27 protein-coding genes and 1 other RNA gene are annotated in these 26,190 nt (G+C 68.2%); 13 read left to right on the forward strand and 15 right to left on the reverse strand.

From position 1 onward, the window contains the following. Positions 1-73 precede the first annotated feature (73 nt). The 7 genes from AC07O3_RS19410 to AC07O3_RS19440 all read right to left on the reverse strand — a co-directional run bounded on the left by AC07O3_RS19410 (position 74) and on the right by AC07O3_RS19440 (position 5,707). A complete protein-coding gene (locus AC07O3_RS19410) occupies positions 74-367 on the reverse strand; it encodes a hypothetical protein (protein ID WP_177142270.1) in 294 nt (97 codons plus the stop codon). Positions 368-375: 8 nt separating this feature from the next. Beyond that, complete coding sequence (locus AC07O3_RS19415; protein WP_495340075.1) at positions 376-927, reverse strand: hypothetical protein; 552 nt, start codon at positions 925-927, stop codon at positions 376-378. Between the two features lie 90 nt (positions 928-1,017). After that, the gene (locus AC07O3_RS19420; RefSeq protein ID WP_435461089.1) at positions 1,018-1,512 is read right to left on the reverse strand and encodes a nucleoside deaminase; all 495 of its coding nucleotides are present in this window, start codon (positions 1,510-1,512) and stop codon (positions 1,018-1,020) included. A gap of 5 nt (positions 1,513-1,517) precedes the next feature. Then, positions 1,518-2,795 carry a cyanate transporter gene (locus tag AC07O3_RS19425; protein WP_495340076.1) on the reverse strand — a complete coding sequence of 426 codons (1,278 nt, stop codon included), beginning with the start codon at positions 2,793-2,795 and terminating at the stop codon, positions 1,518-1,520. After that, positions 2,792-3,994 carry an amidohydrolase family protein gene (locus tag AC07O3_RS19430; RefSeq protein WP_495340077.1) on the reverse strand — a complete coding sequence of 401 codons (1,203 nt, stop codon included), beginning with the start codon at positions 3,992-3,994 and terminating at the stop codon, positions 2,792-2,794. Before AC07O3_RS19430 ends, AC07O3_RS19425 begins: the two co-directional genes overlap by 4 nt. Before the next feature lie 25 nt (positions 3,995-4,019). Next, on the reverse strand, positions 4,020-5,495 hold the full coding sequence (locus tag AC07O3_RS19435) for a sodium:solute symporter family protein (protein WP_495340078.1): 1,476 nt from the start codon (positions 5,493-5,495) through the stop codon (positions 4,020-4,022). After that, on the reverse strand, positions 5,492-5,707 hold the full coding sequence (locus tag AC07O3_RS19440) for a DUF3311 domain-containing protein (RefSeq protein WP_354338785.1): 216 nt from the start codon (positions 5,705-5,707) through the stop codon (positions 5,492-5,494). Before AC07O3_RS19440 ends, AC07O3_RS19435 begins: the two co-directional genes overlap by 4 nt. 167 nt (positions 5,708-5,874) lie before the next feature. Here AC07O3_RS19440 and AC07O3_RS19445 point away from each other — a divergent pair, with 167 nt between their 5' ends. Further along, the gene (locus AC07O3_RS19445) at positions 5,875-6,639 is read left to right on the forward strand and encodes a GntR family transcriptional regulator (protein WP_495340079.1); all 765 of its coding nucleotides are present in this window, start codon (positions 5,875-5,877) and stop codon (positions 6,637-6,639) included. A gap of 63 nt (positions 6,640-6,702) precedes the next feature. Further along, positions 6,703-7,614, forward strand: a complete 912-nt coding sequence (locus AC07O3_RS19450; RefSeq protein WP_495340080.1) for a DMT family transporter — start codon at positions 6,703-6,705, stop codon at positions 7,612-7,614. A 27-nt stretch (positions 7,615-7,641) separates the two neighbouring features. Here AC07O3_RS19450 and AC07O3_RS19455 read toward each other — a convergent pair whose 3' ends face one another. Then, on the reverse strand, positions 7,642-8,643 hold the full coding sequence (locus tag AC07O3_RS19455; protein WP_176928812.1) for a Bug family tripartite tricarboxylate transporter substrate binding protein: 1,002 nt from the start codon (positions 8,641-8,643) through the stop codon (positions 7,642-7,644). Positions 8,644-8,784: 141 nt separating this feature from the next. Here AC07O3_RS19455 and AC07O3_RS19460 point away from each other — a divergent pair, with 141 nt between their 5' ends. The 5 genes from AC07O3_RS19460 to AC07O3_RS19480 all read left to right on the forward strand — a co-directional run bounded on the left by AC07O3_RS19460 (position 8,785) and on the right by AC07O3_RS19480 (position 13,682). Next, complete coding sequence (locus AC07O3_RS19460) at positions 8,785-10,449, forward strand: MBL fold metallo-hydrolase (protein ID WP_495340081.1); 1,665 nt, start codon at positions 8,785-8,787, stop codon at positions 10,447-10,449. Between the two features lie 2 nt (positions 10,450-10,451). Then, on the forward strand, positions 10,452-11,168 hold the full coding sequence (locus AC07O3_RS19465; RefSeq protein WP_307616407.1) for an RNA pseudouridine synthase: 717 nt from the start codon (positions 10,452-10,454) through the stop codon (positions 11,166-11,168). Positions 11,169-11,297: 129 nt separating this feature from the next. Then, positions 11,298-11,840: a hypothetical protein gene (locus AC07O3_RS19470; RefSeq protein ID WP_093173132.1), complete on the forward strand. Its 543-nt coding sequence runs from the start codon at positions 11,298-11,300 to the stop codon at positions 11,838-11,840. A 223-nt stretch (positions 11,841-12,063) separates the two neighbouring features. Further along, a complete protein-coding gene (locus AC07O3_RS19475) occupies positions 12,064-13,143 on the forward strand; it encodes a hypothetical protein (protein ID WP_093056336.1) in 1,080 nt (359 codons plus the stop codon). A gap of 5 nt (positions 13,144-13,148) precedes the next feature. Then, positions 13,149-13,682: a hypothetical protein gene (locus tag AC07O3_RS19480; protein WP_093173136.1), complete on the forward strand. Its 534-nt coding sequence runs from the start codon at positions 13,149-13,151 to the stop codon at positions 13,680-13,682. A gap of 1 nt (position 13,683) precedes the next feature. Here AC07O3_RS19480 and AC07O3_RS19485 read toward each other — a convergent pair whose 3' ends face one another. The 7 genes from AC07O3_RS19485 to rnpB all read right to left on the reverse strand — a co-directional run bounded on the left by AC07O3_RS19485 (position 13,684) and on the right by rnpB (position 20,596). Further along, on the reverse strand, positions 13,684-14,901 hold the full coding sequence (locus AC07O3_RS19485; RefSeq protein ID WP_093056338.1) for a multidrug effflux MFS transporter: 1,218 nt from the start codon (positions 14,899-14,901) through the stop codon (positions 13,684-13,686). After that, positions 14,898-16,382, reverse strand: a complete 1,485-nt coding sequence (locus AC07O3_RS19490; RefSeq protein ID WP_495340082.1) for an efflux transporter outer membrane subunit — start codon at positions 16,380-16,382, stop codon at positions 14,898-14,900. The genes AC07O3_RS19485 and AC07O3_RS19490 overlap by 4 nt, the downstream gene beginning before the upstream one ends. Beyond that, entirely contained in the window at positions 16,379-17,320 is a 942-nt protein-coding gene (locus tag AC07O3_RS19495; protein ID WP_093056340.1) for an efflux RND transporter periplasmic adaptor subunit, read from the reverse strand. The genes AC07O3_RS19490 and AC07O3_RS19495 overlap by 4 nt, the downstream gene beginning before the upstream one ends. Before the next feature lie 22 nt (positions 17,321-17,342). Beyond that, positions 17,343-17,549 carry a DUF1656 domain-containing protein gene (locus AC07O3_RS19500; RefSeq protein ID WP_093056341.1) on the reverse strand — a complete coding sequence of 69 codons (207 nt, stop codon included), beginning with the start codon at positions 17,547-17,549 and terminating at the stop codon, positions 17,343-17,345. After that, positions 17,546-19,654 carry an FUSC family protein gene (locus AC07O3_RS19505; RefSeq protein WP_495340083.1) on the reverse strand — a complete coding sequence of 703 codons (2,109 nt, stop codon included), beginning with the start codon at positions 19,652-19,654 and terminating at the stop codon, positions 17,546-17,548. The genes AC07O3_RS19500 and AC07O3_RS19505 overlap by 4 nt, the downstream gene beginning before the upstream one ends. Continuing rightward, positions 19,655-20,098, reverse strand: a complete 444-nt coding sequence (locus tag AC07O3_RS19510) for a MarR family winged helix-turn-helix transcriptional regulator (protein WP_093056399.1) — start codon at positions 20,096-20,098, stop codon at positions 19,655-19,657. 169 nt (positions 20,099-20,267) lie between these two features. Further along, positions 20,268-20,596: RNase P RNA component class A (rnpB, locus tag AC07O3_RS19515), an RNA gene on the reverse strand. A 96-nt stretch (positions 20,597-20,692) separates the two neighbouring features. Here rnpB and msrB point away from each other — a divergent pair. The 6 genes from msrB (at position 20,693) to AC07O3_RS19545 (ending at position 26,188) form a co-directional block, all read left to right on the forward strand. Beyond that, positions 20,693-21,205, forward strand: coding sequence for a peptide-methionine (R)-S-oxide reductase MsrB (gene msrB / locus AC07O3_RS19520; protein ID WP_489017303.1), 513 nt, complete (start codon positions 20,693-20,695; stop codon positions 21,203-21,205). A 79-nt stretch (positions 21,206-21,284) separates the two neighbouring features. Continuing rightward, complete coding sequence (gene cysK, locus AC07O3_RS19525; protein WP_093056344.1) at positions 21,285-22,205, forward strand: cysteine synthase A; 921 nt, start codon at positions 21,285-21,287, stop codon at positions 22,203-22,205. Positions 22,206-22,357: 152 nt separating this feature from the next. Continuing rightward, positions 22,358-24,004 (forward strand): NAD(P)/FAD-dependent oxidoreductase, encoded by a 1,647-nt coding sequence (locus AC07O3_RS19530; protein WP_495340084.1) that lies wholly within the window; start codon positions 22,358-22,360, stop codon positions 24,002-24,004. After that, complete coding sequence (locus tag AC07O3_RS19535) at positions 24,004-24,561, forward strand: VUT family protein (protein WP_093173148.1); 558 nt, start codon at positions 24,004-24,006, stop codon at positions 24,559-24,561. The genes AC07O3_RS19530 and AC07O3_RS19535 overlap by 1 nt, the downstream gene beginning before the upstream one ends. Before the next feature lie 8 nt (positions 24,562-24,569). Continuing rightward, entirely contained in the window at positions 24,570-25,193 is a 624-nt protein-coding gene (locus tag AC07O3_RS19540) for a flavin reductase family protein (protein ID WP_495340085.1), read from the forward strand. Between the two features lie 65 nt (positions 25,194-25,258). Further along, positions 25,259-26,188: a ProQ/FinO family protein gene (locus AC07O3_RS19545; protein ID WP_495340086.1), complete on the forward strand. Its 930-nt coding sequence runs from the start codon at positions 25,259-25,261 to the stop codon at positions 26,186-26,188. Positions 26,189-26,190: the final 2 nt, after the last annotated feature.

Below are 26,190 nucleotides of genomic sequence, written 5' to 3' on the forward strand. Positions count from 1 at the left end.
ATGAGCCCGCAAGCGCAGCAACTCAACACGCGTCCTCGTCATCAAATCAATCTACGACTTGATCAGACGTTCCCTAGAGCCCGAAGGTCGCGACCGAGGCCCAGAACGCTACCCAAACTGCACCAAAGCCCACCAGAACCATCGCGACCACGAAGACCACGAGATAGCTCAGGCGAGTCACGATACTCGGCGTGCTCGGAACGCAGCGCCAGTAGATCAGCGCCGCCCAGAGAAGCAGTGTGACCGCCACGACTGCCGCGACGGGCCCCGACAGCGGCATGATTCGATGCCGCTCCAATGCCGTCAGGCAGACATTCAGGACCGGGATAGACACGGCCCAGGCCAGCACGTTCAATACGAGGCGCAAGGCGACTCTCATCGGATCGCCTCGCCCTTGAAGAAGTGTCCGGACATGGGGCTTTCCCATCCGGGCGTCTGGAAGCCCGGTGTGGCGATCAGTGGCACGTAGCCCATGACGCTCTTGAGCAGACCTGCGACGTACGAACTGCTGTTGTATTCGCCCGGGCGCATCCGCGATCCTCGGATGTTCTTTGGCGCCGAGTACGGAGCTACGTAGCTCGAAAAGCTCTGTGAGTTGACGACCAACCTGCGTGCGAACTCCTGCCGGCTCATGCCCTCGGGCGGTTGGAGTTGGATCCTCACCTTCACCCCGGCGGGGAGCGAGTTCTCGTACTTGTTGGTCCTGATCAAGCCCATGTTCTTGAAACCTGCCTCGGTCATCGTCGGTTGACCATCGATCACGGTGATACCGCTGTACGCGTCGTCGATGATGATGGACAAATGTAAATCGGGCGGATCGGGCCAGCTGACGTATCCAGCCAGACCTGCGGCGATGCGCCCATAGAGGGTAACGGTGGGCTCCGAGTGCTGCGCCCGTGCGACGGAATTCGCGCCTGTAGTAGTCATAGATCCTCCCCTTTTGAAATCTCGAAACTGATTTTTTCGAGAAGCATACGGGGTGGATATTTCAGCCACTCAGGCAGCTGCGCGGGCGCTTCAGGAACCCCTACGCGTCGCAGCCCAGTCCGAAAGAATCTGCACAGCCTCACGGTCGAGCTTCTGTTCGGCAGGCAGGCTGCGCTGTGCAAGCATGGCGCCCGCTTCGGCGCGCAGCGCCTCGACATCGATGGGGTGCCGCGCCGCCACCGTCACGCCCTTGAAGGCCTCGCCCGACTGCGCGAGCGACGCCGCGTAGTACAGCTTGGCGATGCCCGCGATGTGCATCGCCGCCACGCACATGGCGCAGGGTTCGCACGAGGTGTAGAGCTCGCAGCCCGACAGGTTCACGGTGCCGAGCTTGCGGCAGGCGTCGCGGATGGCTTCGACTTCGCCGTGCGAGGTGGGGTCGGAGTGGGCGACGGAATGGTTGAATCCTTCGCCGACGATCACGCCGTCTTTGACGACGACGGCGCCGAAGGGCTCGGTGCCGGGCTCCTGGAGCGCTTGTGCCGAGAGGGCCAGTGCGCGCTGCATGAATTGCTGTTGGTACATGGTGTTCAGGCCTTTCTGGCGCTGCTGTCCAGCGCCGTGAGCGTGTTCGTGGCGCGGTGCGCTTTCGGCGAGAAGAGCCCCGCCGTTGCCGCGGCATAGCGACGCGGACCGAAGCACAGCATGAGCGGCAGCAGCACCACCACGACTACGGCAAGGTAAGCCCATGCAAGCGTGAAGCCACCGGTGTGCTCGCGCACCCAGCCGGTGACGAAGGGCGCGAGCGCAGCGATCATGAAGCCCACGCCCTGCATGAAGCCCGCGAGCGCGCCGGCCTGTGCCGGGTCTGGGAGGTGGTCGAGCGCCAGCACCATGCACAGCGAGAACGCACCGCCAAGGCCGAAGCCCAGCACGACCGCGATGGCGACGGCCGGCACGGGCGCATCGAAAGTCAGCGCGCAGAAGCCCGCGAGCTGCGCAACCAGCGTGAGCACCAGCCAGGGCCGCAGGTCGCGCCCCCGGCTGCGCGCGATGGCGGGCATGGCGAGCGCGGCGACCACCTGCGCAGCCGTCATCAGCGCGAGCACCGAGCCGCCCTGCTGTGCGGTCCAGCCCTGCTGGGCGTAGAAGTGCGGCAGCCACGCGACGAGGCTGGTGTAGCCACCGTTGATGAGGCCGAAGCACGCAGCCAGCAGCCATGCGCGGCGGCTTGCGAAGCAGCGCAACCACGAGAGGTTCTGGCGCGGCGCATCGGCGACTGTGAATTCCATGCGCCGCATGTTGAGCCAATACAGCAGCGCGAAGGTTGCGAGCAGGGCCCATATCGCGAGGCCCGCATGCCAGTCGGGCTGCGCGCCGCCGAATGCGTGTGCCACCCACGGGCTGGCCATGGCACCGAGCCCGCCGCCGCCCATGATCGCGGCGGAGTAGAGCCCCGTCATCACGCCGATGCGCGCCGGGTAGGCCTGCTTCACCACGCCGGGCATCAGCGCCTGCACCAGCCCGACACCCGCGCCCGCGAGCGCGGCGCTCCACAGCAGCGCAGCCGCGCCGCCCGCCACATAGCGGCTCGCACAAGCGAAGGCAATTGCTCCGAGCCCGAGCGCGACGCCGCCGCGCGCGCCGATGCGTTGGCCCACCGCCGCGCCGCACAGCGACGTGGCCCCCATCGCGAACATCGGCAGCACCGTGAGCAGCGCCACCGCATGAAAGCCGATGCCGGTCGCAAGGCGTATGGGTTCGAGCAGTGGGCTGCTCGACGTGAGAAAGGCGCGCAGGTTGAGCGCCACCAGCACGATCACTACCGCGAAGGCGACGCCTCCGTCACGACTGCGCCCTGCCCTCACAAAGACGCCACGTCGGCCTGCAGCACGCCGTTGCGCGCCACGATGCGGCCGCCCGCCACCACCAGCTTGCGCACGGGCCGCGACACCACGGCCTGCGCGACCGTTTGCGCATCGACCAGCACGAGGTCGGCGCGGTTGCCGGGCACGAGGCCGTAGGCCTCGAAGCCGCAGCCGCGCGCGCCGGAGTGCGTGACGGTGTCGAGTGCGACTTCGATCTCGTCGTCGCGGCGCAGGTTGTAGCGCAGGCCGATGATCATGGCGCGCTCGAGCATGTCGGGGTTGCCGTAGGGCGACCAGGTGTCGCGGATGCCGTCATTGCCGCCGAGCACCGTCACGCCGGCCTGTCGGCAGGCCATGAGCGGCGGCACGGTGCGCGAGGGCGGCGCGCTGGTGACGAGCACCACGCCGAGCCTGGCCATGCGCGCGAGCAGCGCATCGCGCTCGCGTTCGCTCACGTCGCCCAGACAGAAGCCGTGGCTGATAGCCACTTTGCCCTGCATGCCCAGCGCCTCGGTGCGCTGCAGGATGAGGTCGAGCGAAAACGCGCCCATGGCGCCGGGCTCGTGCAGGTGGATATCTATGGGGCGCTGGTGCTTGTCGGCAATGCCGAACAGCATGTCGAGCGACTTCACCGGGTCACCGTCGATGGCGCAGGGGTCTAGGCCACCGAGCACGTCGGCGCCCAGCGCCAGCGACTGGTCGAGCAGCTCGGCCGTGCCGGGTCGGCCCAGCAGGCCCGACTGCGGGAAGGCGACGATCTGGATCTGCTGCACATCGCGCAGCGCCTCGCGCGTGCGCAGGGTGCCTTCAAGGTGGCGCAGGCCGGCCTGCGTGTCGACGTCTACATGCGTGCGCAGCCGCGTGGTGCCGAGCGCGAGAAAGGCCTTGGCGAGCACCAGCGACTGCGTGGCCGCGTCGTGCCCGCTGGAGTGGCGAAAGGCGCGCTCGTTCTCGATCTTGTCGGTGAGGTTGGTGCCGACTTCGTTGCGGTACCAGTCCATGCCCCACATCGTCTTGTCGAGGTGGGTGTGGCCTTCGACGAGGCCGGGCAGCAGCAAGGCGCCCTGGCCGTCTTCGATGGTGGCGCCGGCCGGCGCGGCAAGCGCGGTGCCGATCTCGGCGATGCGCCCGTCCTGCACCCGCACGTCGACCGGGGAAGCGCCCATGGGGCGCACGTCGCGGATCAGGAGCGATGGCATGTTGAGAGTCCGTTCGTTGAAAGCATCAGGCAGGTTGCGCTGCAACGGTACGCGGCACGATGCGCGCCGTGAAGAGCGCCACGATCGCGAACACCAGCGCATTCGTCGCCAGCGCCACGAGCCCGATGTTGAGCGACTTGAAGACGACCGGTGCAGCCGGGAACAGCGTACCCAGGTTCGAGCTGGTGGTCATCATGAAGGCCAGCACCGCGCCGCCCGCCAGGATGCCCGCGAAGGCTGCGTGCCTGTTGCCGAAGGGCTTCTTCATGAGGCTGAACAGCAGCGAGGGCAACAGCTGCGTGAGCAGGCTCGACGCGAAGATGGCCACCGACACGATGGTGGTGCCGCCGCGCAGCACGAAGTACACCGCCACCAGTGCAAACACAGGCAGCACGCCGCGCGCCACGCGCGACACCTGCTTGTCGGTGGCGTTGTGGGCGAAGCCTTCCTTGTAGACGTTCTTGCCGATCACGGTGGAGGCCGTGAGCAGAATCATCGAGCCCGGCACCAGCGCCGTGAGCACGCCCGTGCCGCCGATCACGCCGACGAACCATGGGTCGAAGGTGTGCTTTGCCAGCCCGAACAGCGCAAGGTCGACCTCCGAGCCCTTGAGCCCCGGCACCTGCAGGATGGCCGCGAAGCCGACGAGGAACAGGAAGGCGATGACCACCTGGTACAGCGGCATCAGGATGGTGTTGCGGCGCACCGCGCTCGCGCTCCTGGCGGCATACACCGAGGTGAGGTTGAACGGGTACAGGTAGTAGCCCAGCGCCGTCAGCAGGATGGTCGAGTTGTACCAGGTGAGGTTCAGGCCTTCTTTCGGGAACTCGAAGAAGCTGGGGTTGGCCGCGTGGATGGCGGTGAACATGGGCGTGACGCCGCCGTAGTAGTGCCACGGCAGGTAGATGCCGAGGAACACGGCGAGCGCGAGGATGAGCACGTCTTTCACGATGGCGATGCTGGCCGAGCCATGGATGCCCGAGAACAGGATGTAGCTCACCATGACCATGGTGCCGATCCAGATGGCAACCTGCGGCGCGATGGAGCCGTACGAGGCCTCCGACACGATGATGCCGAGCCCGCGCAGCTGGATGGTCAGCAGCGCGACCATGCCCATGAGCGCGACGATGGACACCAGCACGCCGAGCGGGCGGCTGTCGTACTTGTGCGCGAAAAAGTCGGAGAACGACACCAGCTTGTGCGCGGTGGCGTAGCGCCAGATGGCAGGCAGCATCCAGAAGGCCATGAGGTAGGCCAGCCCGCCGTAGGCCAGGATGTAGAAGGCCGGCGAGCCCTTGCTGTAAGACCAGCCGCTGGCGCCCAAAAAGGTGAAGGTGGAAAACGATTCGCCCGCCATCAGCAGGAACACCATGATCGCGCCCAGCCCGCGCCCGCCGAGCGCCCATTGCTCCAGGCTCATGGTGCGGCCGCGCCGCGCGAGCACCGCGAGGCCCAGCGCGCCGACGACGAACAGGGCAATCACGCCGAGTGCGGCGTTCATCGGGCTTCTCCGTTGGCCGTGGCGGGCGCATCGAGGTCGCCTTCGGCGCGGTCGATGACCACCATGATCAGCGAGGTCAGCACCAGCCAGCTGACGTTCCACACCATCAGGAAGGGCATGCCGAACACAAAGGTGGGCGCGACGGAGGACAGCCATCCCCCGCTGAAGAAAGCGGCTACCGGCAGCGCGGCCAGCCATTTGGCGGATTTCATGGGTTGCCTCGATTCCTGTTCTGGTTGAGATTCGAATTCAGTTTTGGTTGACCATATACAATTATTTTGGTTAACCAAACGAGTCGAATGGTACGGAGCGAGAGGGGCCGAGTCAATCCGGGGGATTTCCCGGAGGCGACACGGCGCGGGCAATAATCCCCACGCCTATGCCTTCCACCGCACGCAAATCCCCCACTTCCGCCGCCCCTGCAGAGCCCACCGACGCCGACGAAGCCAACGTGGACGAACGCGTCTACGCCGCCGTGTCGAAGGCACTGCTCAGCGGCAAGCTGCGCCCCGGCACGCCCCTGCGCGAACGCGCGCTGGCCGAGGCGCTGGGCTGCACGCGCGGCGCGGTGCGCAAGGTGCTGGCGCGGCTGGGGTCGGAAAAGCGGCTGGTGCTGGAGCACAACCGCGGCGCCTTCGTGCCCAACCCGTCCATCGACGACATGCGCGGCATCTACCGCGCGCGCCGCATCGTCGAAGCCGGGCTGGTGACCACGCTGTTCGGCAACCTCGAACGCGAGCAGGTGGCCGCGCTGCGCAAGCACGTGCAGGCAGAGCAGAAGGCGTTCAAGGAAGGCCGGCGTGAAGACTCGATCCGCCTTGCAGGCGACTTTCACCTGCTGCTGGCGGAGATGGCGGGCAGCGACGAGCTGCTGTCGTACATCCGGCGGCTGATTTCGAACACCGAGCTCTACAAGGCGCTGTACGACTCCGCCGAGGCCGCAAGCTGCGCGCCGCGCGAGCATGAGCAGATCATCGAGGCGCTGACAACGGGCAAGTCGCTCGACAAGGCGCTGGCCGTGGCGCTGGAGCACCTCGACGAGCTGGAGCAGCGCGTCATCGCAGGCGCGGCGGCCGAGCAGGAGGTGGACCTGGCGACGCTGCTGAACGGCGGCGACACCACCGCGCACGGGCACAGCCACTGAGGCATCCACGCTTCGCTCGCGGGCGAAGTGTCGGTTGGCAGGGCTCGCGATGATCGGCGCACCATGCACACACACTCCTGCGCCAGCAAGCCCCACACCAACGTCGCCTTCGAATGGGCGCTGCTCGCGCTGCTGGCCACCTGCTGGGGCGCTTCGTACACCTTCATCAAGATCGGCGTGGCGACGATCCCGCCAGTCACGCTGATCGCGGCACGCACGCTGATTGCCGGCCTGCTGCTGCTTGCGGTGCTGCGCATGCGCGGCGTGAAGCTGCCGAAGGAGCCGGCGATGTGGTGGCGCTTCGCACTGCAGGCATGCCTGAACAGCGTGCTGCCCTTCACTCTCATTGCGTGGGCTGAACGCAGCGTGGATGCGGGCCTGGCGACCATCCTCAACTCGACCTCGCCGATCTTCATCTTCCTGCTGGGGCTGGGCCTTGGCGGCTCCGAGAGGCCCACGCTGCGGCGCCTGTTCGGCGTGGGCGCGGGGCTGGCGGGCATCTGCCTCATCGTCGGCTTCGAGGCGCTGAACGGGCTCGGGCATTCGCTGCTCGCGCAACTCGGGCTGGTGGCCGCCGCCGTCTGCTACGGCTGCGCCGCGATGTTCGGCCGCGTGTTCAAGAGGCTGGACCCGATGGTGCCGGCCGCCGGCTCGCTGCTGAGCGGCACGGCGATGCTGCTGCCCGCGAGCCTCGTGATCGACCGGCCGTGGACGCTCGCGCCGTCCGCCGCTTCGATGATGGCGGTGCTGGCACTCGCTGTGCTGTCCACCGCGCTGGCCTTCACGATCTACTTCCGGCTCATCAAGACGCTGGGGCCGATGTCGACGGCTGCGCAGGCTTATCTGCGCGTGCCTATCGGCGTGATGATCGGGGTGGTGTTTCTTGGCGAGGCACCGGCGCCCACGGCGTGGGCCGGCCTTGCATGCATCATGGCCGGCGTGATCGCGATGACGATGCCGGCGCGCCGGGCGTGAACTGAACCACGGCCCGTAGCTGGCAACTCAGTCGATGCTGATGTTCGCGGCCTTCGCGACCTCGGCCCACTTCACGCGGTTGTCGTGCACGGTCTTCTTGAACTGTGCCGGCGACTCGATGCGCACGGTGTTGCCCTGGCTCTCGAAGCGCTCGCGGATCTCGGGCTGCTCCAGCACGGCCTTCACGGCGGCATTGAGCTTGTCGACGATCTGCGGGTCGGTGCCCTTGGGCGCGAAGATGCCGAACCAGATCGAGCTGTCGAAGCCCTTGGTGCCCGGCAGGCCGCTCGACGCGATGGTGGGCACTTCTTTCACTGCCGGCACGGCCGCTGCGGTGGTCACGCCCAGCAGGCGCACCTTGCCGGCCTTGTAGTGCGGAAGAATGGTCTGCACCTGGTTCATGATGCAGCAGGTCTCGCCGCGCACCACCGAGGTAATGGCCTCGGGGCCGCCCTTGTAGGGCACGTGCACCATGTTCAGGCCCAGGCGCGAATTGAATTCGGCAAAGGCCATGTGCGTGCCTGCGCCGTTGCCTGTAGACGCATAGTTGTACTTGCCGGGGTTGGCCTTGACCAGCTCGACGAATTCCTTCAAGGTCTTGACGTTGATCACGTCGGGATTGATGGTGAGCACGTTCGACACGTCGAGCACCGGCGCCACCGGAATGAAGTCGGCCTCCACGTCGAAGGGCAGCTTCTTGTAGAGCGCTGCGTTGCTGCCGTGCGTGGCGGCTGTGCCGAAGGCAAGCGTGTAGCCGTCGGGTTTCGAGTGGGCCACGTAGTCGCTGGCGATGTTGCCTGCGGCGCCAGACTTGTAGTCGATGACGACGGGCCGCCCGAGCTGCTTTGCCAGCGGCTCCTGGATGACGCGGGCCACCACGTCGACGCCCGAGCCGGCCGGAAAGCCCATGATCAGCGTGACGGGTTGTTGCGGCCAGTCCTGTTGAGCGAGGGCGGCGGGCACGACGAGCGAGGCCGCTGCCAGCAGCAATACACGGCGGGCAAGACGAGTGAGTGGAGAATGGGCCATGACAGTCTTTCGGTCGTTCAGTCTTTTGTCTTCAATGCAGACGGTGCAGGCGCGAATTGTGGCGCGCCGCTGATGCCCGATTCCATATGAGCTTATGCGCGTCGACATGCATGTATCGCGCCTGCTCCCCATAATTGCCCCATGGTCCGTTCCTCCCAACAACTACACACCCCACGCGAGCCCGCGCCCCTGCGCGCGGCCGCCACGGTGCTGCTGCTGCGCGACAGCGCCGCCGGCATCGAAGTGCTGATGACCCGCCGCTCGGCCACCGCCAGTTTCGCGCCCGGCGCATACGTGTTTCCCGGCGGCCATATCGACGACGCCGACGAAGCGGCCAAGCGCATCGCCACGCGCCGCCCCACGCAAAGCCGCGTGCAGCGCACGCAGGCCATCGCGGCCATTCGCGAGGCTTTCGAAGAGCTGGGCATCCTGCTCGCGCACCATGCCGACGCAAGCCCTGTCAGAGCCGGAGAAGTCGCGGCAATGGACCGCGGCAACACCGCCGGCACCGCCTTTGCCGACCAGTGCGCGGCCCGCGGGCTGGTGCTCGACTCGGACCGCGTGTTCACCTTCGCGCACTGGATGACCGACCGCGACCTGCCCAAGCGCTTCGACGTGCCCTTTCTGGTGGCGCGCATGCCCGAAGGCCAGACGCCCACTGCCGACGAGAGCGAGCAGTTCGAGCCCAGCTGGGTGCATCCGGCCGATGCGCTCGCGCGCCATGAGGCCGGCACCTTCTTCATGATCTTCCCGACCGTGCGCACGCTGCAGCGCATGGCCGCGTACCCCACCGTCGATGCCCTGCTCGCGGCCTGTGCCAGCGAGGCCCCGCTGTGGACCAGCTGCCCGCGCGCCGGCCTGCTCAAGGGCGAGGACGCGCGCTACATGGAACACGAGTCGCCCTATGGCGAACTCGCTCTGGTGTGCCCCGACGGCCAGCTCCTGCACGCGCTCGACTGGCAGAGCGAGCACCCGGTGCCGCTGCTGAAGAACGTGATGCGCCTCACCGCGCCCAACCCGAGCGCGATGACGGGCCCGGGCACCAACAGCTACATCGTGGGCGACGCGGCAACGGGCTACATCGTGATCGACCCGGGCCCGAACGACTTCGACCACATCGGCCGGCTGTGGCGCGCCACGAAGGGCGACATCCGCATGATCGTCTGCACGCACTCGCATGCCGACCACTCGCCGGGTGCGGCGCCGCTGCAGGCGCTGTGCAAGAACGGCAAGCCGCCGATCCTGGGCCTGGCCTCGAAGCCGACCGCGCGCGCCACCGCGCGCTTCACGCCCGAGCGCGAACTGGCCGACGGCGAACGCCTCGTGCTGTCGGGCGCCAACGCTGCCGGCGAAACCGTCACCCACACGCTGCGCGTGATCCACACACCCGGCCATGCAGCCAACCACCTGTGCCTGGTGCTGGAAGAAGACGGCCTGCTGTTCTCCGGCGACCACATCCTCAACGGCAGCACCACGGTGGTCGATCCGCCCGATGGCGACATGACGGCGTACCTCGATTCGCTCGACACGCTCGATGCAGCCTGCGAGGCCGGTGGCATCGACTTCATCCTGCCGGCGCACGGCTACGTGATCGGCGTTGCCCGCACCGCCATCGGCATGCTGAAGGCGCACCGCCTGAAGCGCGAAGCCAAGATCGCCGCCGCGATGCAGAAGCTGCCCGAAGGCACGCCCGAAGAATGGCTGCCGCTGGCCTACGACGACGTGCCCGAACGCATGTGGCCAGTGGCCGCCCGCTCGCTGGCCGCGCACGTGGCACGCATCCGCCAACTGGCGGCGCCCCGATGAACATGAAAACTGCTCCCGTCGAAGACGAAGGCATCCGCCTCGCCAAGCGCGTGGCCGCAATGGCTGGCGTGTCGCGGCGCGAAGCCGAGCTGCTGATAGAGAACGGCGCAGTGCGCGTCGATGGCGTGCCGCAGATGCTGCCGCAGTCGCGCGTGCTGCCGCACCAGCAGGTCGAGATCGAGGCGGGTGCCAAGCCCGAGCCGGTAGTGCCTGTCACATTGCTTCTGTACAAGCCTGCCGGCATGGCAACCGACACCGCGCACCGCCTGCTGGTGGCTGCGAATCATCACGAGCCCGAGCGCGCCGGACAGCGCTTTCTGCCGGCGCATGCAAAGGCGCAACGCTGCATGACGCCGCTCGAAACCGGCGCCAGCGGGCTGGTCGCGTACACGCAAGAATTCCGCATCGAACGCAAGCTGCAGGAAGACGCCGGCATCCTCGAACACGAGGTGATGGTGGACGTGGCCGGCCCGGTGAGCGCCGAAGTGCTGGCGCGGCTGGAACGCTCGCCCGCGCGCGTGAGCATCGGCCGCCAGAGCGACGAGCAGACAGGCCTGCGCTTCGCGCTCAAGGGCGCGCGGCCTGGGCAGATTGCCAACATCTGCGACGGCGTAGACCTGCGCATTCTGGCGATGCGGCGCATCCGCATCGGCCGCGTGCCGCTGGCGGGGCTGCAGCCCGGCCAGTGGCGCTACCTTGCACCCCACGAACGCTTCTGAAAAACAACAACGAAGAAATAAAGAAGAGAAGAGAAGAGAAAGAGGACGACAACGACGATGCACCGCATGTTCGCGGCCTGCAATTTTCAGCCAGCGGCCCCGATGGGCCGCCGTCAGGGAGACTGAGCCATGAAGTTCGGACCACCGAGCACCGCCCTGGCCTGCACCGTGCCTTTGGCACTGGTAGCGGGCTGCACGCTTTTCGCGCCACCACCGCCGCCCGCGCCACCGGCACCACCGCCTGCCGTGGTCTCGAAGGACGGCCTGGCGCCCATCACAGAAGAACAGGTCGAGCGCATCCGCGAAGCCATCGGCGGCAAGCCGCCCAGCCCGGCCGTCGGCAAGGTAGTGCGCAGCGCCTCGCCGACCATCGAGTCCTTCGTGCGGACCGAGGGCTGCATCACCGCGCGCAACGGTGCGGTGCTCAACCCCTTTGCCGCGCCCGGCCGCCTGTTCGACGGCACGGGCTTCCAGGGCGGCCCGATGACGGAAATGCAGTACCACGACAAGACCGCCTGCGTGACCGTCAAGCGCATCCAGAACTGGAAGATGGTCACGCCGAAGCTGCTGCGCTTCGAGGTGGTCTACGTGGGCGATGACGGCGAGGAACGCGCCGTGAAACGCCACGAGCTGATGCGCCAGCCCAAGGGGGGCTGGCTCTTCACGCGCTGATTCCGCCCCCTCGCGCAGACTGGGACAAACCCGAGGGACAGTGCTTTTCCGCACAGTCCGGGCACCCGGGCGCGCAACAAATGTTGCACAAAGCGTAACGGCATGTACGATCCCTGCCGGCCGAAAGGTGGCAGACCTTGGCCGAGGCTTCATCGCTGCAGACACCCGACATAAACAGGGGGCGCAGCGATGCATTCGAATCACATGTCCGAGGGAGAAACTCATGTTCGCTATCCGCAGCGCCGTTATTCCGGTGTTGGCATCGTTCGTCTTCGCCGGTTGCACGCACCTGCCGGCCACGCAGCCGGTCAAGCCTGAAGTGCTCGGCGCCCTCCAGCCCGTCGAGGTGAAGGTCGGCATCACGCAGGCCGAGCTGTATGCGGCCTTTGTCCGTTCGAACGCGGCTGCCACCGGTGCCGCGGCATGCGGGGCCGTTCCGGGGTTGGGCATTCTGCTGGCCGCGGCCTGTGGCGGTGCGATGGGCGCGGTGGATGCAAGCGTCAACGCCACGCGGGCCAAGGCGGCCGAAGAGAGCGTTCGCCCGCTCAAGGACGAACTGGTCGACGTGAACTTTGACCAGCTCATGCGCGAGTCGCTCACGCAGTCGCTGCAGTCGGTGCCCAACATGCAACTCGCGGACGTGGCCGTTACCAAGACCGTCACCACGGAGGCGTACGAGAAGACGTTCAAAGGCTCGACGTCGAACGCGGTGATGTTCATCAACCTCGACTACCACCTGTCGCCCGACTTCTCCACGCTGGAGGTCTCGGCGCGAGGCCTGATCTATCCGCGCGGGGCCACGGCGCGCAAGGCGGCCAAGCTGCCGACCGCGCTGTCGGCAACGCCTTCGGAGCCGGCACTTGCGCTGCAGAACGCGACCTACCGCAGCAACATCATCTACCGCGCGAAGCACCCGGCGTCGGGTGACGACGCCACGAAGAACATCGCGGCCTGGAAGGCCGACAACGCTCGCCTGCTGAAGGTGGCGCTGCTGGACGGCATCGCGCAGTCGACGGCGCTGCTGGCCTCCGATCTGCAGAGCAAGCACCCCATCTATGCAGCCGCGACGGCCAATGTCGACACCCCGCTCGGCCTGAAGGCCAACCTGGTGTCGCAACGCAATACCGGCAAGCTGCTTCGCTACCCCGACGGTTCGCTGTACTTCGATGCGGCACTGGCCAACGTGGCAGCCGCAGCGCCGGCGGTTGTGGCTACGTCCCCAGCTACTCCTTCGGCCGATGCAGCCGCCCCGGCGGCGGCAGTGTCCGCCGTGCAGGCTGTCGCGGACACGGCTGCGAAGTGACCCGCATGGGTTGGCGCCGCGCAGCCTGCTGCGCACTGGCGGCGCCGCTGCTCCTGGCGGGCTGCGCGTCGGACAAGGTTGCAGGCCTGCATCGCCGGACTGCAGCTGCACAGCTGCCCCCCACAGCGCCGGCCTGCGCGTTCTCCCTCGGCGGCATCGACGACCAGCGCGACGCGCAGAGCCTGGGCCAGATGGGCCGCACGCACATCGACGGCGCGGGCTTCGACGGATGGTTCAGGAGCGGCATCGCATCGATTCCCGGCTACACGCGCGATGCCGGCGCGCCGGCGATCCGGGTCACGGTGCTGAAGGCCTATGTGCACGGCCTCGTCACGCTGAAGTCGGCCAACCTCGTCGTGCGCGTGCAGTTTCCGCCGGAGGGTTCGGGCGCGACAACGACGACGAAAACCTATCGCGGCTTCGACGACTCGATGAACTGGTCCACGTCCGAGAGCGAAATCCAGGAGGCCTTCAACACGGCACTGGACAGCCTCACCGCGCAGATCGGCACGGACCTGAAGAAGCGCTGCAAGGGCTGACTCACGCCGTGAGCGTGCGGGCCTTCTGCGCGCGCAGCGCCACCGCAAACGACAGCTGCGCCACGATGCCCGCCCCCGCCAGCACGATGGCCGATGCCAGGGCGGGGTTGCGGTGGCCCATGCCGGCGAGCGCCGTGCACAGCGCGCCCACGGCCATCTGCGTGAAGCCGTAAAGGCCCGAGGCCGAGCCGATGACCTGCGGGTTCACGCTGATCGCCTGCGTGAGCGCGGCCGGCGAGGCCATGCCGGCGCCGACCGTGAACAGGAACATGCAGGCGACGATGAGCGGCACCGAGAGGTGATCGGTCAGCGCCGCGCCCAGCAACACGAAGGCCGCGGCCACGCTCAAGGCGTTCGAGCGGACCATGAGGCGGTCGACCCGCACACGCGAGATCAGATGGCTGGTGAGGAAGCTGCCGAGCCACACGCCCGACACCAGGATGGCGAGGTAGATGCCCGCCTCGTGCGCCGGCCGGTGCAGCTGGTCCACGAAGATGAAGGGCGCCGAGGCGATGAAGGCATACATCGACGTGGTGGCGCAGCCGCCGCCGACCGAGAAGCCGAGAAAGGCCGGCGAGGCCAGCAGCTTCCTGTAGTTGCGCGCGAGCTCACGCGCATTGACGGCCGCGCCGGGCGCGCCGGTTTCGGGCAGCAGGCGCCAGGTGAACAGGAAGCCGATGACGCCGAGGGCAAAGAGCGCGTAGAAGATCGAGCGCCAGCCCAGCGCGGTGGCGAGCGCACCGCCGAGCAGCGGCGCGAGGCTCGGGCCGATGGTGACCATCAGGTTCATCAGCGCGAGGCGGCGCGTGGCCTCTTGCGGCTCGGCCGTGTCGCGCACGATGCTGCGGCCGAGCACGAGGCCGGCGCAGCCACCGACCGCCTGGAACAGGCGCGCCGCGATGAGCGAATGCACTTCTGGCGCGACCGCGGCCGCAAGACCCGCCACGCAATACAGCCCCAGCCCGAACAGCAGCACCGGCCGCCGCCCGTAGCGGTCGGCCAGCGGGCCGTACACCAGCTGGCCCACTGCCAGGCCGAAGATGTAGAGGCTCACCGTCATCTGCATGGCGCCGATGCCGGCGCCGAGGCTCTTTGCGGCGATGGGCAGCGCGGGCACGAAGATGTGCATGGCCAGCGTGCCGCTGAAGGTGACCAGCGCCAGCAGCCACAGCGGCGCGTGCGGGCGGCGCTGTGGCTCGGAGGTGATGGCTGCGGTCATTGCTTGGTGATGGTTGCGCCGCCGGTCAGGTTGCCTTGCGCAAGGTTCGTATCTTCAGGCTCCCAGCCGCCGCCCAGCGCCATGAAAAGCATGACCTGATCGTCGGACAGCTGCGCTTCGCTGGCGGCCAGCGCGGACTCGCTCGCGGCCAGCGCGCGCTCGGCGTCGAGCGAATCGAGGTAGCCGGTGCGGCCGTTCTGGTAGAGCTGGCGTGCCTGCCGCGCGACGATGGCGCTCTGGTCGCGCGAGGCTTCCAGCGCAGCGCGGCGGTCGAGTTCGCGGGCGTAGTTGCCGAGCGCGGTCTCGGTCTCGCGCAGCGCGGTGAGCACGGTGCCGTCGAACTTGGCGAGCGCGCCGCGCGTGCCGGCCTCGGCCTGCGCGATGCGCGACTGGACCACGCCGGTGTTCGGAATCGTCCACGAGATCAGCGGGCCGAGGCTGTAGCTCATGCTGTCCTTGCGCCCGAAATCGGCGGCGGTGCTGGCCGACATTGCCGACAGGCCGATCGACACGTGCGGGTACAGGTCGGCCGTGGCGACGCCGATGCGCGCGGTGGACGCGGCCAGCGTGCGCTCGGCCTGGCGGATATCAGGCCGGCGGCGCAGCAGCTGCGCGCCGTCGCCCACGGGCAGCACGCCGGCCACGCGCGGCGGCGTGGTGCAGCCGGCCACCTCGCGCGGAAAGTCTTGCGGCAGCGCGCCGGTGAGCGTGGCCAGGCGGTACAGCGCGGCCTGGCGGCTGGCCTGCAGCGGCGGCAGCGCGGCGTTGAGCGATTGCAGCTGCGCACGCGCGCGGCCCGCATCGATGGCGCCGGCGCGCCCGGCCTTCTGCAGGCGCTCGGTGACGTTCACCGCGTCTTTCTGCAGGTCGACGGACTTCTGCGCGATCTCCAGGCGCAAGCCGGTGGAACAGGCTTCGGCGTAGGCGCGCGCGGTGCCCGCTGCGACGTTGACGCGCACCAGATCGAGCGCGGCTTCGGCCGCTTCGGTGTTGGCGGCCGAGGCTTCGATGGCGCGGCGCAGCTGGCCGAACAGGTCGACCTGGTACGACAGCGAGGCGCCCAGGCTGTAGTTGAAGGTGCTCGGCGGCTCGTAGCCGCGCTGCAGCAACTGGATGCCCGACTGGTGGCCGAACGACGGGCCGCCATTCACGCCGATGGTGGGGTACTTGCCGCCGGCCACTTCGTCGTCGATGGCGCGCTCGCGCTCGAGGTTGGCCACGGCCTGGCGCAGGTCGGTGTTGTGCGCGAGAGCCTGCTCGACGAGCCTGTCGAGCAGCGGGTCGTGGTACAGGCGCCACCAGTGCGCAGGCAGCGGAGCGGCGTTGGCGGGCGCCTCGGCGAAGGGCTTGCCGGCAGCGCTCTGGCTGGCGAGCGCCTCGGGCGGTTGCTTGTAATCGGGGCCGACCGCCGCGCAGGCCGCGAGCCCGGCGGCGACGGCCAGCGATGCAAGGCGAAATGCGAAGCGGGTCATGCTGTTCATCCCTTCTGCGGCGCTGGGGTCGTTGCCGCCGTCTTCTGCGCCGCCTTGTTCTCCAGCACCTGCACCGTCACCGTCTGGCCCGCAACAAGGCGCGCGCCCTGCGGCAGCGGATCGAGCTTGATGCGCACCGGAATGCGCTGCGCGAGCCGCACCCAGTTGAAGGTCGGGTTCACGCTGGGCAGCAGGTTGGCACTGGTGGAGCGGTCGTGGTCGGCGATGCCGGCGGCCACGCTGTCGACCGCGCCTTCGAACACCGCGCCGCCACCCATGGGCGTGACGCGCACGCGGTCGCCGAGGTGGATGCGGGGCAGCTTGGTTTCTTCGAAATAGCCTTCGACGTAGAACGACTGCGCATCGACCAGCGCGAGCACCGGGCGGCCCGCAGCGGCGTAGCTGCCCTGGCGCAGGTCGAGGTTGGTGACGAGGCCGTCGGTGGGCGCGCGCACCTGGGCGCGCTGCAGGTTGAGGCGGGCCGAATCGAGCGCCACCTCGGCTTGCGCAACCGCGGCCTGCATCTGCTCGACGCGCGAGCGGGTCTGTTCGCGCGACTCCTTCGAGATCAGGTCGTCGAGCCCGGTGTTGCGCGTGTTCTCGCGCTGCGCCTGGGCGCTCTGGGCGCGCTGCGCGGCGAGCACGGCCTGGGCCTGGCGCACGGCGAGGTCGTAGCGCGCACGGTCCACCTCGAACAGCAGCGTGCCGGCGGCGACCGGCTGGTTGTCGCGGATCGGCACGGCGGTGACGAGGCCCGACACGTCGGGCGCGATCTGCACGACGTTGGCGCGTACGCGGCCGTCGCGCGTCCACGGTGCGAGTTCGTAGTGGTCCCACAGTCGCAGGCCGGCCCACACGGCGGCGGCCACCACGACCACGGTGAAAAGAACGCGCCCGAGGCGTTGGGCCCATGGGTTTTCTGCGGAAGGACTGGTGGTGGCTTTCATGGAGATCTCGTTGTCTGTCTGTTTATTGGAGGTAGGAGGTGACGCGGCTCAGCGCATAGAGCAGCAGCAGGTAGAGCGCCATGTCGAACAGCGCCGGATGCCACACCCAGCGGTACACGCCGGTGGCCGCGAGCAGGCGGCGCACGCCCCACAGCGCGAGCAGCGCGCCGAGGGCCAGCACCATGATCCAGGGCAGGTAGAGGCCGTAGAAACTGGCTTCGCCGATCATGCGGAGGCTCCTTGCCTGGACGCGCCCAGCATCGGTGGCGCGTCGGGAAAAAGATTGCGGCGCAGGCCGACCAGTGCGGTAACGGCGGCGCGCGACGTCGATGAAGCAGCGGTGTCGCGCGCTTCGAGCATTGCGTTCAGCGCCTCGTCGATCTGCGGCAGCAGGCCCGGCGGGCGCGGGTTCATGCGGCCTTCCGAACGCTGGCGGAAGAAGCGCGAGATGCCGCCCAGCAGCGCGGCCGATGTGGCCAGCGGCAGCTGGGCGCGCACGCGCTGCAGCACGGCGATGTCGGCTCCCATGCGCAGGTCGCGCAGCGCGTCGTTGGCGGCCACGCCTTCGACGGTGCCGCCGGCCTGCGCAATGCGCGGGGCGAGCAGGCCGATGCGGTCGAGCATGCGCACGGCATAAGCATCGCTCTGCGCGTACTGCGGTTGAGAAGACGCGGCCATGTCGCCGAGTTCGCGCCATGTGGCGCGCTGGATGCGGCGCGCGCTCCAGTCGGCGCCCACCGAACGCACCAGGCGGGTGACTCGCGCAGCAACGACCACGCCGACGATCTGGCCGATCATGCTGTTGAGGAAGCTCACGAGATCGGAGCTGGCCGTGTCGTGCAGCGCGAGCGTGCCGGCCACGCCGAAGATCAGCGCCATCGCGGGCATGAAATGCGTCGGGCGCGGCAGGTAGAGGCCCAGCAGCAGGAAGAGCGGCGCGCAGATGACCACGAGCATGCCGAAGTCCTGCACCGTGGGCATCAGCACCAGCACATAGAGCGCCGAGATCGGAATGGACAACAGCGTCCACTTCAGGAAGCCGTGGATCGCCGGCACGGGGTCGTCCATGGTGGCGAAAAAGCAGCAGAAGACGGCAGCCATCATGGTCGCGGCCGAGCCCATGGGCCAGCCGGTGACGATCCAGAACGCGCCGCACAGGCAGATGGCGATGACGGCCGCAAGCGCGGACAGCAGCGCCATGCCGTAGTCGCGGTGCAGCACTCGACTGCCGAGCGCTGCCGTGCGGCGCAGCGGCGCAGCGCCCTTCAGGCCTTCGTCGATGTCCAGGCGCAGCTGGGCGCAGGCGGTCCAGCCGTCGACGAGTTCTGCGAGACGGCCTGCGAGGCCGATGCGCAGGGCGCGGCCCCATGGAGTCTGTTGCTGCGCGCTCGCGGGTGTGGCGCTCAGTACGTCGATGGCGCGGCGCAGGGCTTGCAGGCGTTCGGCGCGGGTTGCTGCATCGCCGGTGGGTTCGGCTTCTTCGCGCAGCCACTGTGCGGCCCGCGAGAGCACGGCAGCCACATCGGGTGCCAGCCGGCCTTCGGCCTGCTCCAGCGCCTGCAGGCGGTCTTCGACGGCCGACAGGGCCGGAGTGAGCGCGGCAACGCGGTCCTGCATGGCGCGGATGGCGCCCGCGGTCCAACGCAGGTGCGTGGTGTCGAAGGGCACATGGGTCGAGAGCAGGCGCAGCTGCGTGATGTCGCCGGCGAGGCGGCGGCGGTCGTCGTCGAGGCGTTTCGGATCGGCGTTGCTGCTGCGGCCGGGCTGCAGCAGGTCGCCGAGCCACTTGCGCGCGTCCTGCAGCGTGCGGTCAAGCAGGCCCAGCACGGTCGGTGCAAGCCCCGCGGGCAGCACGAGGCTGTGGATCAGCGTGGCGCAGAAGATGCCGAGGCCGATTTCTTCCACGCGCGCCACGGCGGTGTCGAACAGCGCGAGCGGCGTCTGCACCGACGGAAAGCCGATCAATGCCGCCGTGTAGCCCGCGAGCATGAACACATACGAGCGCGGCGTGCGGTCGAGCAGCGAGATGCACAGGCACAGCCCGACCCACAGCGCGAGCACCAGCGTCAGCAGCTCGGGCGCGTTGGAAAGCGCGGGCACCAGCAGCACAGTGGCGGTGCTGCCGATGAGCGTGCCGAAGAAGCGGTACACCGCCTTGGAACGCACGGCGCCGGCCAGCGGATGGGCGACGATGTAGGTGGTCATGAGCGCCCAGAACGGACGCGGCAGGCCGGCGCGGCTGGCAAGGTACATCGCCAGCATGGCCGCGGCGAAGCTCTTGCCGGAAAAGAGAAGCTCCGCGCGGCTGAAGCGCGGCAGGCTGAGCGCGGCCATTTACTTGCGCCCTTCTTGCGGCGGCTGCGCGGCGCGGCCCAGGCGCTCTTCGAGCACGGCGAACACGCGCAGGCAGGCCGCGATGTCTTCGTCCGGCACGCCTTCGAACATTGCGGTGCGCATCAGGCTCAGCGCGGCCTCGATGGGCGCGCAGGCGGCCTTGCCGGCTTCGGTGAGGTGCAGGGTCTTGGCGCGGCGGTCGGACGGATCTTCGTGCCGCTCGACGAAACCGGCCTCGACCAGCTGATCGAGCGAGCGCACCAGCGAAGGGCCTTCGATGCCCAGCGCCTCGGCCAGCACGCCCTGGCGCACTTCGCCGTTCATGCGGCCGAGCATCACGATCGGCCAAGCCAGCGATTGCGACACCCCGACGTGCGCCACCGCCTTGTCTGCATGGGCGCGGTAGCCGCGCTGCAGCACCGAAAGCGACATGCCGAGCCGCATCAGCGCGTTTTCGCGTGTCGGTTGGGAGTTGTCGGAGTCGGTCACGGTAGCCGCCTATTAATTAGCATGCTATCGATTGTACGGGTAACTACCAATCCCTGCTGGCGGCAAGGCTGTCGCCCGCCTTCAGGCCGAAGGCGCGAAAAAAAGAAAAACGGGAAGAAGAAAAGTGTGAAGCCCGCCGATAAGCCGGATTCTGTGCATCGAGGGCCTCTTGCGAAGCCCTCGACGTGACCGCCATTACTCTGGGCCGTCTGTCGCCAGACGGCTCGATGCCACCTACCCGCCAGCTCAGCGGAACCACCTCAATACTGGCCTACTTGGTGTTGCTGCGCGCAGAGATTGCCCGTTTCACCCGAACTTAATCGGCTCGTCTCTGTTGCTCTGATCCTCACCTCACGGTGGAGAGTCGTTAACTCCTGCGCTGTCCTATGCAGTCCGGACGTTCCTCCAGTGCGCTCTTTCGAGACTTGCACCAGCGGCGGTCTGGCGTGCTTCACGGGGCGAATTATCGCCTCACGGGCGAAAGCGCCTTTTCAGGCGATGCTGCGCCGCTATTTGTAACCCGCCGCCTCGTCGGCCCGAACTAAGGGCATGACGCAAAACACCAGACGCCGCTTCGCCATTGCCGCTGGCACTTCGACCCTGGGGCTGGCCATTGCCCAGTTCTTCGGCTGGGGCACACGCCCTGCGCACGCAGCGGACAACGAGAAATTCGAAGTCACGCACACCGAGGCCGAATGGCGCAAGCTGCTCACCGCGAGCCAGTTCTCGGTGCTGCGCCAGGAAGGCACCGAGCGGCCCTACACGAGCCCGCTCAACGACGAGCACCGGGCCGGGCGCTTCAGCTGCGCGGGCTGCGCGCTCGACCTGTTCTCCTCGAAGACCAAGTTCGACAGCCGCACCGGCTGGCCGAGCTTCTGGCAGCCGCTCGACAAGGCCGTGGGCGAGCACCAGGACCGGTCTTTCGGCATGGCGCGCACGGAAGTGCACTGCCGCCGCTGCGGCGGCCACCTGGGTCACGTGTTCGACGACGGGCCGAAGCCCACCGGGCTGCGCTACTGCATGAACGGCGTGGCGATGACCTTCACGCCTGCAGCGGCATAGGGGCCGCAGGGGTCATGGGCTGGTCTCACAATGCGCGCTGTCCGTCCGACAAACGCATTGACCCAAGGAGACTCCGTCCATGAAGGCCCAGAACATCCTCGAGACCATCGGCAACACACCGCACATCCGCATCAACCGCCTGTTCGGCAATGCGAAGCAGCAGGTGTGGATCAAGTCGGAGCGCGCCAATCCCGGCGGCTCCATCAAGGACCGCATCGCGCTGTCGATGGTGGAAGACGCCGAGAAAAGCGGCGCGCTCAAGCCCGGCGGCACCATCGTCGAGCCCACCTCGGGCAATACCGGCATCGGCCTTGCCATGGTGGCGGCCGTCAAAGGCTACAAGCTGATCCTGGTGATGCCCGACAGCATGTCCATCGAGCGCCGCCGCCTGATGCTGGCCTACGGCGCCTCGTTCGACCTGACACCGCGCGCCAACGGCATGAAGGGCTCCATCGCCCGCGCCGAGGAAATCGTGGCCGGCACGCCCGGTGCGTGGATGCCGCAGCAGTTCAACAACCCCGCGAATGTCGAAGTGCACGTGCGCACCACGGCAGAGGAAATCGCGGCCGACTTTCCTGATGGCATCGACGTGCTGATCACCGGCGTGGGCACGGGCGGCCACATCACGGGCGTGGCGCAGGTGCTGAAGAAGAAGTGGCCGAAGCTGCAGGTGTTCGCGGTCGAGCCGGTGGCTTCGCCGGTCATTTCCGGCGGCGCGCCGGCGCCGCACCCCATTCAGGGCATCGGCGCGGGCTTCATTCCGAAGAACCTCGACACCTCGCTGCTCGACGGCGTGCTGCAGGTCGATGCCGAACCGGCGCGAGAAATGGCCCGCCGCTGCGCGCGCGAGGAAGGCATGCTGGTCGGCATTTCGTCGGGTGCCACGCTCGCTGCCATCGCGCAGAAGCTGCCCTCGCTGGCACCCGATGCGGTGGTGCTGGGCTTCAACTACGACACCGGCGAGCGGTACCTGTCGGTAGAGGGCTTCCTGCCCGCCTGATCTGGCTCGCCCCCAGGCTACGCGCACTTCGTGTCGCTTCGCCAACCCCCTACCGGGGGCAACACCAGCGGCCCGGCAAAGCCGGTTCCGCGGTGTTCCACGAACGACGAAGCTAAAATGGCCGGCTGCTTGATAGTCACAAGCCCCATGCCATGCTGAGAATCTCCGAACTCAAACTCCCGCTCGACCACGCGCCCGACGCGCTGGTCACCCTGATCGCCAGGACGCTAGACGTTCCGCTCGACGCGATCGCCTCCCACACCGTCTACAAGCGCAGCTTCGACGCGCGCAAGGTCGAACTGCTCACGGTCTACATCTGCGACGTGCAGCTGGCCGATGCGAAGCTGGAAGCCGCGCTGCTCGCCAAGCACGCGGGCCATCCGCACATCCAGGCCGCTCCGGACATGCGCTACACGCCGCCGGCCAATGCGGCAGAAGGCACTGCCCGGCCGGTGGTGATCGGCTTCGGCCCCTGCGGCATCTTCGCAGCGCTGATGCTCGCGAAGATGGGCTTCAAGCCCATCGTGCTCGAACGCGGCAAGACCGTGCGCCAGCGCACCCGCGACACCTGGGGCCTGTGGCGCAAGAGCGTGCTCAACCCCGAGTCGAACGTGCAGTTCGGCGAAGGCGGCGCCGGCACCTTCTCGGACGGCAAGCTCTACAGCCAGATCAAGGACCCGCGCTTCCTCGGCCGCAAGGTGATGGAAGAGTTCGTGAAGGCCGGCGCGCCGCCCGAAATCCTTTACGTCGCGCATCCGCACATCGGCACCTTCAAGCTGGTGAAGGTGGTCGAGAACATCCGCGAGCAGATCGTGGCGCTGGGCGGCGAGATCCGCTTCGAGCAGCGCGTGACGGACGTGCACATCGAAGACGGCCACCTTCGCGGCCTCACCGTGCTCGACCAGACGACCGGCCAAAGCAGCGAACTGCGCGCCGACCACGTGGTGATGGCGCTGGGCCACAGCTCGCGCGACACCTTCGAGATGCTGCACAAGCGCGGCGTGCACATCGAGGCCAAGCCCTTCTCCATCGGCTTCCGCGTGGAGCATCCGCAGGGCCTGATCGACCGCGCACGCTGGGGCCGCCATGCGGGCCACCCGCTGCTCGGCGCGGCCGACTACAAGCTGGTGCACCACGCGAGCAACGGCCGCTCGGTCTACAGCTTCTGCATGTGCCCCGGCGGCACCGTGGTCGCAGCCACCAGCGAGCCGGGCCGCGTGGTCACCAACGGCATGAGCCAGTACTCGCGCAACGAGCGCAACGCCAACGCGGGCATCGTGGCGGGCATCGACCCACGCGACTTCCCTGGTGACGCGCTCGCGGGCATCGCACTGCAGCGCGAACTCGAAAGCAACGCCTTCGTGCTCGGCGGCGGCGACTACCGCGCACCGGGCCAGCTGGTGGGCGACTTCATCGCCGGCAAGCCCTCTACGGCGCTCGGCAGCGTGACGCCGTCGTACAAGCCGGGCGTGACCCCGACCGACCTGCACAAGGCCCTGCCCGCCTACGCCATCGAGGCCATGCGCGAGGCCTTCCCCGCCTTCGGCCGCAAGATCAAGGGCTTCGACACGCACGACGCGGTGCTCACCGGCGTCGAGACGCGCACCTCGTCGCCCATCCGCATCACGCGCGGCGACGACTTCCAGAGCCTCAATGTGCGCGGTCTGTACCCCGCCGGCGAAGGCGCGAGCTACGCGGGCGGCATCCTGTCAGCTGGTGTCGATGGCATCAAGGTGGCCGAGGCCGTGGCGCACGGCGTGCTGGCCGAGGCCGAACGCGAACGCACCGCGAGCGTCTGATGCAAGTCATGCACTTCGAGCGCCCCACCCTCGGCCAGCTGACCGCCGCCACGCTCGCGATGGCAGCCGTGGTGCTGGCTTCCAACATCCTCGTGCAGTTCGCCATCAACGACTGGCTGACCTGGGGCGCCTTCACGTACCCGGTGGCGTACCTCGTGAGCGACCTCGTCAACCGGCGCTTCGGCCCCGGCATGGCGCGGCGCGTGGCATGGGTCGGCTTTGCCGTCGCCGTGGGCATCTCGCTGCTGCTCGCGCCGGTGCGCATCGCGGCCGCCTCGGGGCTGGCCTTCATCGCTTCGCAGCTGCTCGACATCGGTGTGTTCGACCGGCTGCGGCGCGGCCTCTGGTGGCGTGCGCCGCTGGTGGCCACCGTGATCGCGGCGGTGCTCGACAGCATCGTGTTCTGGGGCATCGCCTTCGCGGGCACCGAAGGCCCTTGGTTCACGTGGGCGCTGGGCGACCTCGCCGTGAAGCTCGCCGTCGGCGTGCTGATGCTGCTGCCGTTCCGGCTGCTGATCGGCCGGCAGGCGGCGCGGGCTTCGGCTCTGGGCCACTGAGGACATCGATGGCGAACGACGACTTCCACTTCTACGAGCCCGCCAAGGGCCACGGCTTGCCGCACGACCCGTTCAACGCGATGGTCGGGCCGCGCCCCATCGGCTGGATCTCGTCGCAGGACGCGAACGGCGTGCTCAACCTCGCGCCCTACAGCTTCTTCAACGCCTTCAACTACACGCCGCCCATCGTCGGCTTCGCCAGCATCGGCGCCAAGGACAGCCTGCACAACATCCGCCAGACGCGCGAGTTCGGCTGGAACCTGGCGACCCGGCCGCTGGCCGAGCAGATGAACCGCTCGTGCGCCGCCGTGCCGCCCGAGGTGAACGAGTTCGAGCTCGCCGGGCTCACGACCGCCGCCTCCAAAACCATCGTGGTGCCGCGCGTAGCCGAAAGCCCCGTGTCCTTCGAATGCAGGCTCACGCAGATCCTGCAGCTCGAGGGCGTGGACGGCACGCCCGTGCAAACCTGGCTGATCCTCGGCGAAGTGGTGGGTGTGCACATTGCGCGCCACCTGCTGAAGGACGGCATCTACGACACCGCCGCGGCGCAGCCCATCCTGCGCGGCGGCGGACCGGCGGACTATTTCGAAGTCAGCCCCGACAATCTCTTCAGGATGTTCCGGCCGCGCTGAAGGCGCCAAACCGGACTTCATTTCTTTCCCTTTCATTCCACCGCGACCCTCGCCGCGCCCCCCGCATGACCGACGCTTCCACCGCCACCCCGAAGACGAACGCGCGCCCGCCCCGGCGTCAGCAACTGGACATGGCCGATCAGCTGAAGCAGCTGCAGGCCGGCCCCGATGCGGATTCGGGCACGAGCACCAGCGCGGAAACTCCCGCGCAGCAGCCTCGCCAGTCCCGCCCACCCCGCCAGAACAACCAGGGCACAGGCAACCAGCGCCCGCAGCGGCAGCAACAGCAGCCGCGCAAGCAAGGTGCGCAAGGCCAGGCACAGGGCCAGGCAGCGGCTCAACCGCAGCGCGCGCCGCGCAAGGTCAACCCGGTGCTCGAGCGCCTGTTCGAGCTGTACCCGCAACTCTTCGGCGCGCGCTTCGTGCCGCTGAAGCTCGGCGTGTACGAGGAACTGCTCGCGCGCCACCCCGAAGACTTCAAGGCCGAAGACCTGAAGATCGCCATGGGCCAGCACGCGCGCTCCACGCGCTACCTGGAAGCCGTGGCCGCCGGCCTGGCGCGCCACGACCTCGACGGCAACGCGCTCGACCCGGTCGCGCCGGAGCACGTGCACCACGCCATCCTCGAGCTGCACCGCCGCCGCCTGCAGCGTGCCAACGGCGAAGACCTGCGCCCGCAGCTGGTCGCGCGCATCGCCAAGGCCGTCGAGGCCTCGGGCCTGGATCGCGAGGCCTATGCAGTGCTGGTGCGCTCGCGTGACGAGAACAACAACGCCGTGGTGGACGAAGCCCTGGCCGAACTCGCCCAGCAGGCCGCCAAGCGCGAGGCGCTGCTGCGCGCCTTCGAGGCCAGCGGCCGCAGCGAGCAGGAGTTCGCCGACATGTACGGCATGAAGCACGGCGAGGTGACGCGCACGCTGCAACGCGCGCGCGCTGATCGCGAGGCACCTGCGGCGCCGGCCGTCGAAGCACCCGAAGCACCCGCAGCAGACTGAAC

It is taken from the genome of Variovorax sp. GW821-FHT09D05, assembly GCF_059416325.1.

Coding starts and splice junctions, on each gene's coding strand:
- AC07O3_RS19530 (WP_495340084.1), top strand. CDS start 22,358: ATGCTGAGAATCTCCGAACTCAAACTCCCGCTCGACCACGCGCCCGAC.
- AC07O3_RS19540 (WP_495340085.1), top strand. CDS start 24,570: ATGGCGAACGACGACTTCCACTTCTACGAGCCCGCCAAGGGCCACGGC.
- AC07O3_RS19445 (WP_495340079.1), top strand. CDS start 5,875: ATGCCTTCCACCGCACGCAAATCCCCCACTTCCGCCGCCCCTGCAGAG.
- AC07O3_RS19510 (WP_093056399.1), bottom strand. CDS start 20,098: ATGCGGCTCGGCATGTCGCTTTCGGTGCTGCAGCGCGGCTACCGCGCC.
- AC07O3_RS19415 (WP_495340075.1), bottom strand. CDS start 927: ATGACTACTACAGGCGCGAATTCCGTCGCACGGGCGCAGCACTCGGAG.
- AC07O3_RS19480 (WP_093173136.1), top strand. CDS start 13,149: ATGGGTTGGCGCCGCGCAGCCTGCTGCGCACTGGCGGCGCCGCTGCTC.
- AC07O3_RS19420 (WP_435461089.1), bottom strand. CDS start 1,512: ATGTACCAACAGCAATTCATGCAGCGCGCACTGGCCCTCTCGGCACAA.
- AC07O3_RS19470 (WP_093173132.1), top strand. CDS start 11,298: ATGAAGTTCGGACCACCGAGCACCGCCCTGGCCTGCACCGTGCCTTTG.
- AC07O3_RS19485 (WP_093056338.1), bottom strand. CDS start 14,901: ATGACCGCAGCCATCACCTCCGAGCCACAGCGCCGCCCGCACGCGCCG.
- AC07O3_RS19465 (WP_307616407.1), top strand. CDS start 10,452: ATGAAAACTGCTCCCGTCGAAGACGAAGGCATCCGCCTCGCCAAGCGC.
- AC07O3_RS19475 (WP_093056336.1), top strand. CDS start 12,064: ATGTTCGCTATCCGCAGCGCCGTTATTCCGGTGTTGGCATCGTTCGTC.
- AC07O3_RS19455 (WP_176928812.1), bottom strand. CDS start 8,643: ATGGCCCATTCTCCACTCACTCGTCTTGCCCGCCGTGTATTGCTGCTG.
- msrB (WP_489017303.1), top strand. CDS start 20,693: ATGACGCAAAACACCAGACGCCGCTTCGCCATTGCCGCTGGCACTTCG.
- AC07O3_RS19505 (WP_495340083.1), bottom strand. CDS start 19,654: ATGGCCGCGCTCAGCCTGCCGCGCTTCAGCCGCGCGGAGCTTCTCTTT.
- AC07O3_RS19490 (WP_495340082.1), bottom strand. CDS start 16,382: ATGAACAGCATGACCCGCTTCGCATTTCGCCTTGCATCGCTGGCCGTC.
- AC07O3_RS19495 (WP_093056340.1), bottom strand. CDS start 17,320: ATGAAAGCCACCACCAGTCCTTCCGCAGAAAACCCATGGGCCCAACGC.
- AC07O3_RS19450 (WP_495340080.1), top strand. CDS start 6,703: ATGCACACACACTCCTGCGCCAGCAAGCCCCACACCAACGTCGCCTTC.
- AC07O3_RS19545 (WP_495340086.1), top strand. CDS start 25,259: ATGACCGACGCTTCCACCGCCACCCCGAAGACGAACGCGCGCCCGCCC.
- AC07O3_RS19430 (WP_495340077.1), bottom strand. CDS start 3,994: ATGCCATCGCTCCTGATCCGCGACGTGCGCCCCATGGGCGCTTCCCCG.
- AC07O3_RS19460 (WP_495340081.1), top strand. CDS start 8,785: ATGGTCCGTTCCTCCCAACAACTACACACCCCACGCGAGCCCGCGCCC.
- AC07O3_RS19435 (WP_495340078.1), bottom strand. CDS start 5,495: ATGAACGCCGCACTCGGCGTGATTGCCCTGTTCGTCGTCGGCGCGCTG.
- AC07O3_RS19535 (WP_093173148.1), top strand. CDS start 24,004: ATGCAAGTCATGCACTTCGAGCGCCCCACCCTCGGCCAGCTGACCGCC.
- AC07O3_RS19500 (WP_093056341.1), bottom strand. CDS start 17,549: ATGATCGGCGAAGCCAGTTTCTACGGCCTCTACCTGCCCTGGATCATG.
- AC07O3_RS19440 (WP_354338785.1), bottom strand. CDS start 5,707: ATGAAATCCGCCAAATGGCTGGCCGCGCTGCCGGTAGCCGCTTTCTTC.
- cysK (WP_093056344.1), top strand. CDS start 21,285: ATGAAGGCCCAGAACATCCTCGAGACCATCGGCAACACACCGCACATC.